Origin of the sequence: Gilliamella sp. BG2 (assembly GCF_046635645.1) — a bacterium.
Taxonomy (GTDB): domain Bacteria; phylum Pseudomonadota; class Gammaproteobacteria; order Enterobacterales; family Orbaceae; genus Gilliamella; species Gilliamella bombi.
Window position 1 is genome coordinate 1 of record NZ_JBIDFF010000051.1, and the last position, 6,443, is coordinate 6,443.

Sequence of the window (6,443 nt, forward strand, 5' to 3'; positions counted from 1 at the left end):
ATAATGAACTCACACACCCCGAAACATCTTGTCAATATGCTTTATGGCAAATTCACTATTTTGGTCATGGCGGGCATGATGCGCTTTATTTACAAGGAAAAGGAAATAATATCCATTTTAACGATCAAGACAATATGGAAGTTTTACCTTGGCATCTTAACGAAGGGATTTTTGTTTTACACTCATGTAGAGGTGGAGCATATGAAGATACTTATGATAACAATATGATTAAACAGCAAATTTGTTTGGCTAAAACGATTTCAGAAAAGCAAAAAACCCGTTGTTTAGGGCAAGTGACTTACGGTAATTTTGCTGCTGATATTGAAACTTTTAACCAAGATTTAACCGTAGGTATAGGGGGAATTATTGTAGCTGCATCTGAAACTACAACAGCAGAACAAGACGCAGAAGTTTTCAAATATCGCCCAGACCGCGTATCTAATAAAGCTATTTTACCATTCGCATCTTGCGCCCTATGGGGATATGCTTTAGTTACGGGTGATACGCTTGAAAAAACTTTGTTACGAAAGAAAGATTATGAAGAAAAACTACTTAAACAAGGCGTAATAAATCCTATCTATCCTATTTATGAAGAAATAAAAAAACTTGCACCTAAAAAACAAATTCTACCTTGTCGAGTATTTAATAATGGCACGTTAGAACCACGTATTGTGGAAATTGATGTCTTTAATCAAAATGATTTGGAGTATATTTAATGAATTACCCTACAAAAATAATAATATCGATAAAAAAAAAGTTAATAATTCTAGTTATTGGTCTTTGTGTAATTATCGGTATTGTTCACTTTTATTGTGATAATTCAACAAATTTAGATTATAACCCTATTCAATCGGAAAATATCACTATGGACTATACAATTTATCCTTCAACTATTCCTGAAAATGAATTATTACGCATAGATGAAGCTAAAAAGCTATATCAATATGCATTTGACGATCAAGTCTTCCATGGAGTAGTTGATCCTGATAGCTTAGTAAAATTTATTAAACATGCTTGGCAATGGGATAAAAATGCAATGCCTTATTATTATGACCTTCTTACTTATCAAGAGCTATACAATGATGATGAAAAAGAAGAAGGAATGATGTCATTTACCGAGTTTATGCGCAAATATCGCGATCAGTTAGTGGATAATGCCGGTAACCCACTAGTTGAACCTAAAGTGTTTAGAAGTATTAAAATGAGAGGTTATTTATGGGATAAGTTTGCCGATTTAAAATACCCTAAATTTGCCTTTCAAAAAGGCTGGGGAATGGGTTTTTGTTGGTATGATGAAAAAGGTATTGCGCGTCCATGTCCAGATGATAAATTAGAAGAAAGTATTAAATATCTAAACTATGCCATTGAAGGGGGCTATCATTGCTACGAGGATTTGATTGCTCGAATACTATTCCAACAAGGCGACCATTATAAAGATGAACATTATAAAAAGATTAATAAATTAACCGAATATCGCAAATCGTTAAAATTAGAGGATTTGAAACTGCCGATTGATTATGCGCAGTTAATGGCGGAGCATAGCTCGATTATTGGTATATTACGGGTTACCGAAGCCTATTTATATGGACTAGGTCGTGAACATGATGTTGTTAAAGCCTATGCGTGGTCGCTATTAAGTGATTATGCAAAACAAAAAATAGAAGAACAAGGTAACAATTTGGCTTGGCATGCTTACCAACTTCCCCCAGTTTGGGAATATAACAAGGAAATTCAAACACGTTTAGAAAAAATTCTTAATTCAGCACAACAACAAGCTGCTCAAGACTACCTGACGGAGCTTCAAACCAAGATTATTGATTGGAATTATAATCGCTGGCGAGATCAAATTGATGACTTTCATCCTAAGCCATAATTTGTTTTTAAGTGTTATATCTAACGGAGTTAATGTTGAATATAAAAAGGCTCAAGGAGAAGCAATAAATAATGAAATATTACAAATTGAAATACAGTCATCAGAAACAGAGATAAAGACATTATGGATAAAAAATGAAGCGGCTATTGCCAAAGTAGCCAAACCCAATGGGGAGTTGTCTTTAGCCGAAAACACGGTTGCTTGGACTAAGCATCCTTTACAAGCGAGCAATATACCCAGTAGTGCGCTGATTGTGGGCACGGCATTACAGGTCGAGATGAATGATGCAAAGTTATCGCTAAGCGACAATCGAGCAATAGATGCACAAGGTAACTTGTGGTTAAAAGTCGATGTACTTGATGATAAAAACCGAAAAAGAAGTGGTTGGGTGTTAGTAAATGGTGAAGGTGCTAAGCGGGTCTGTTGTTGGGATTGGTTTGATTTTACGCAAATAAAAGAAACGGCCACATTAAAAGAAATCTACCTTGATGCAGACAAATCGTTAAAACGCAATAAAGACAACCATTCATTATCGCAATATAAAGCAACAATAAAAGAAACGTTATCCATCCTTGATAAGCAATACTTTGTTGAAACAAATATATATACCAGTATAAAAGAAGCGAGTTTTAAAGGTATTGCAGATAAACCGATGTTATTTACGGCATTAAGTCGCTTATTAGTCAATTACGAAAGTGAATGGTATAGTGAAATTGATGCTGAAGGCAAACTGCCAGAATGGGAAGAATTAAACAGCGAGATGACCGAAGATGCTAAAAATCTATTAGGTTATTTACAAACGGGTGATGAAGCAAAATTCGATGCATATTTAAGTAGTGTAGGTAAAGCAAAGGACTCTCCGGAAGCAAAAGGGTTTGAAACACTAAGACGAGAAATAAGCCGTTTTCCTGCAGATTATAAAGAATCACCATCGGAAAAGTTGACTAAAGCGCAATTTGAATCTTATGCCAAAATGGAAGCATTAGAAAAACAAGTAACAGCTTGGGAAAAGACCAAAGAGAAGATAAAAAAGATGTTATGGTGGGATGATGTGGCTAAAGGCTTATCGAAGTTAAACCAACAAAACGACACGCCTCCAAAAAATGGCGAGGCAACCAGTACCCCAACCACCGAAGCAGACACCACCCCACCGGCCACGCTTAGCGCTGATGGCAAGGCATGGTTTGTTCATCCGGTGGCGATGATGGATTATTTCACTAGAGTAGGAATTGTTACTTATCATATTTATCATGACGGAAAAATTGAAAAACATATACCAGAAAAAATATTAACAGGGTATGAGCAAAAATATAAATACGTTTATCATGATAAGAATAAAAAGACACATGAGTTGGGTATTTTTACTGTTCATGTGACTAAGGCTATGGCGAGAGGAAATATTCCACAAACACATAATGTGGAATTAATTAATGTTAAGGAGTTTGAAAAGGGTTATATTTCATCTGATGGTAGTATTAAAGCAAAATTTGCAACATTTAATAGTGATAGTCACAGGTGGTATATAAATCCTGATTGTTTTGCTGGGTTGCTTGGTGCTATGTTAGAACTGAATGCTGATTATTTAGGCTTTAATGGATTTAGTACTCACGATGCTAAATCTGTTCAGAGTAGATCTCATATAAACGGTATCGCAGGCGATTTAAGATATATATCAACTAAAAGAAACGGCGAGCTAACATGGTTATCTTATTCAAGTTTTGATTTTGATGAGCAAGAAAAATTTAATACAGCATTGTATAAATTTGGCTGGGCAAGGACTTCGTTAATGTATTCAGAATATTTTACATATAAGAAGCAACCAAATACTTTACTTAAATATACTAAGCATATGAAGAAAGCTCCTCCTAATGGATATGATCATTATCATCATTTACATATATGCGGTTTTGATTTTAACTTAATTATAAATGTACAGGATTAAAAATGATCAGGTTTCATTTTTTCTATATACGCATTTTATTAATCTCGTTTTTTTCTTTTGCAGAAGATAAAAATAAAGATCTTAATAATATCCTTTATGAATTTAAAGGATATTCAAAAAAAACATTTTCCTATCATTCTTTGAAAGACTTTTTTGCGGATAATAATCAAATATATGATGAAAAGAATCCAACAAATGCGCTTTTTGATCCCAACACGCCTTTATTAAGTATGGTTGAACATAGAAAACCTTACACAGGTAAAGCGATATTATTTAAAAAGCTTCAGCTTGATAACAAGCTAAATGTGTTCCTTTTTGCTTATTGGGATTATAATGATCAAGATTCATATTATAACCTTCCAACTCTTGAATTACAGATTTTTGATAAGAGTAATGAACTGATTAGCAAAATGATTGTTGTGGATGGTGCACAAGCAGAGTGCTCAATCAATAAAAGAACACGTATTTATAAAAATAAGAAATTTGAAATAATAGAATCAGAATATTGCATTGATATAGAAACAGAAAAGCTTATGACTGAACAACATAAGGTAAGTTATTATTTTATTGATGATAAAGGTAATATTAATTTTGAATAATGAATGTGACTAAGTATAAATTAGAATAATAACGTGCTGTCTTCATCACTTTTATTAGCCTATATTAAATAATTCCCTAATAAAAAAGAACAAAACATTAAGGAAAGTTAATAATGAAATTTTTTGAAAGGTTTATCATTGTCTGCCTATTATCATTATTTAATGTAAATTTTGTATTTTCAGAAAATTTAAATAGTGATTTACGTTACTATCATAAAATCAAATTGCCTTATTCTTCTAATGAATTAAAAAAATATTATTATTGGGGAGAATATGGCTTATATCTTTCCCCTAATGTGCCATTTCCATTAAGATTTACGAATAAAGAATTTTCATTTAAGCCAAAATTATTTGAATATCTTACTAAAACAACTTTTTATTTTCCTCATTGTTATTTTTATTATAAGGACATTTTATATAAAGGCATTATCCAAATGGCTATAGGTGAAAATGATGAAAAAGTTTTTACTTTTCAGCTATATAGTTATGATAATAACGGAAATTTGTTGGATACAATACTTTTGTACAAAATTAAAAATGGCGAAATATCCTATTGGAATGATTTTGTAATAAAGCCTGACGGAAAAATATTAATTAAACAACATCAACAACAAAATCTTTTTGAACCCGATGAAAATCCAAAAGATAAAAAAGTTTATACAACAGAAAACAAATATCAAATGAGTTCTTCTGGCATTTTTAACACAATAAAGGATTAAGTAATGAAAAATTTATTTTTTATTAATATAGTGTTATTTTTATTTAATTTTTTCTGTTATGGTCAAGAAATTGATGTTATTGAGAACTATAAAGGTAAATCTGTTCTTAACAAGATAGATATCACAAAGTTAGCAAAAGATTGCAAGAAAAACGATGATTTTTGGCATATTACAAATACTGAACGAGAAGAAATACTTGAGCGTTGTCAAATTAATCAAATGGCTTCATATTTTGATAATTTATATGAAATTATTAGAAATAATATTGTTATATATGATGTAAATGATTTAAAGCTTACTATTAATAAAAAAATCTATAATAAAACCGTTAATAATAAAATATATCCGGTTAAAGAGTTTAACTTATCCATTTTTCATAAAGGAAACTTTAAAGATAAAATTATATTGGCAAATAGTTCTTATGATGTTGAAGGTTATTATTGGTTAAGTAATCAATACTATTATATTTCACCTAGTAAAGATGTTTATTTATTATTGGTCAAAGATATCGATACTAGTGTAAAACCAATATTCTGGAAGCATTATCAAATAGATGAAAAAGACTTACAATTTCAACTTAAAGAGTTATTAATTGACGAAGGTTATAAATATCAAATTACTTACCCCGATCAATTCAAAATTCTCGAAGGTTCGCTTGAAACATCAAAATTTCAAATTAATAAACTAAAAACTTGTTATCAAGAAGAATACTCGACTAGTTGTAGTATAGATTCTTATCGTTACTATCATGACCTTTTATCTCAAAAAACCATATCGCTTAAAGATAAAAAAACGAATCTTAATGAATCTATAGACGAAATAGATAAACAAATTAATAAAATATGTTTATCAATAGCTGCACCTAATTATTATTATGAAACAGAGGGTTTTACTTATAACATTACAAAATGTTTAGTAGAACAAATAAACAAAAAGATAGATCAAACACTATTGTCATTAAAATAGCACAGCTAAAAATTAGGTAACGGTCCAAACGATAAAGAATTTCGTCCTCATTTACATGTTGAATGTTTCACCTGTGAAGACTTACCAAGTTATATTACTCAAACACAAGCGGAAGCGAGTAAAATCCCAGAGGAAGATAAAGCCTTTTTGGGTATAGCTAAACAGGTCAAACTACTGGAAAAAGAAGCTGCATCGGATACGACAGTGGGTAAACCGTATGCAAAGACCAAAATTAATATAATGAGTCAAGATGTGAAGGTGGCTTGGTTACAAATTGAAATACAGTCATCGGATACTGAGATAAAGACATTATGGATAAAAAATGAAGCGGCTATTGCCAAAGT

7 protein-coding genes are annotated in these 6,443 nt (G+C 31.3%); all 7 read left to right on the top strand.

The genetic code is table 11. The features are described from left to right. Positions 1-716: hypothetical protein (locus ACGH6Q_RS11820; RefSeq protein ID WP_411592919.1), on the top strand; the 716-nt coding region annotated here is incomplete at its 5' end. Then, entirely contained in the window at positions 716-1,873 is a 1,158-nt protein-coding gene (locus tag ACGH6Q_RS11825; protein ID WP_411592920.1) for a hypothetical protein, read from the top strand. The genes ACGH6Q_RS11820 and ACGH6Q_RS11825, both read left to right, overlap by 1 nt. Continuing rightward, positions 1,848-3,815 (top strand): hypothetical protein, encoded by a 1,968-nt coding sequence (locus ACGH6Q_RS11830; RefSeq protein WP_411592921.1) that lies wholly within the window; start codon positions 1,848-1,850, stop codon positions 3,813-3,815. Before ACGH6Q_RS11825 ends, ACGH6Q_RS11830 begins: the two co-directional genes overlap by 26 nt. Before the next feature lie 2 nt (positions 3,816-3,817). Beyond that, positions 3,818-4,414 carry a hypothetical protein gene (locus tag ACGH6Q_RS11835; protein WP_411592922.1) on the top strand — a complete coding sequence of 199 codons (597 nt, stop codon included), beginning with the start codon at positions 3,818-3,820 and terminating at the stop codon, positions 4,412-4,414. Between the two features lie 113 nt (positions 4,415-4,527). Continuing rightward, positions 4,528-5,133, top strand: a complete 606-nt coding sequence (locus ACGH6Q_RS11840; RefSeq protein WP_411592923.1) for a hypothetical protein — start codon at positions 4,528-4,530, stop codon at positions 5,131-5,133. A gap of 3 nt (positions 5,134-5,136) precedes the next feature. Continuing rightward, entirely contained in the window at positions 5,137-6,099 is a 963-nt protein-coding gene (locus ACGH6Q_RS11845; RefSeq protein WP_085166141.1) for a hypothetical protein, read from the top strand. Between the two features lie 147 nt (positions 6,100-6,246). Continuing rightward, positions 6,247-6,443 (top strand): hypothetical protein (locus ACGH6Q_RS11850; RefSeq protein ID WP_411592924.1); only part of this gene is annotated, 197 nt, incomplete at its 3' end.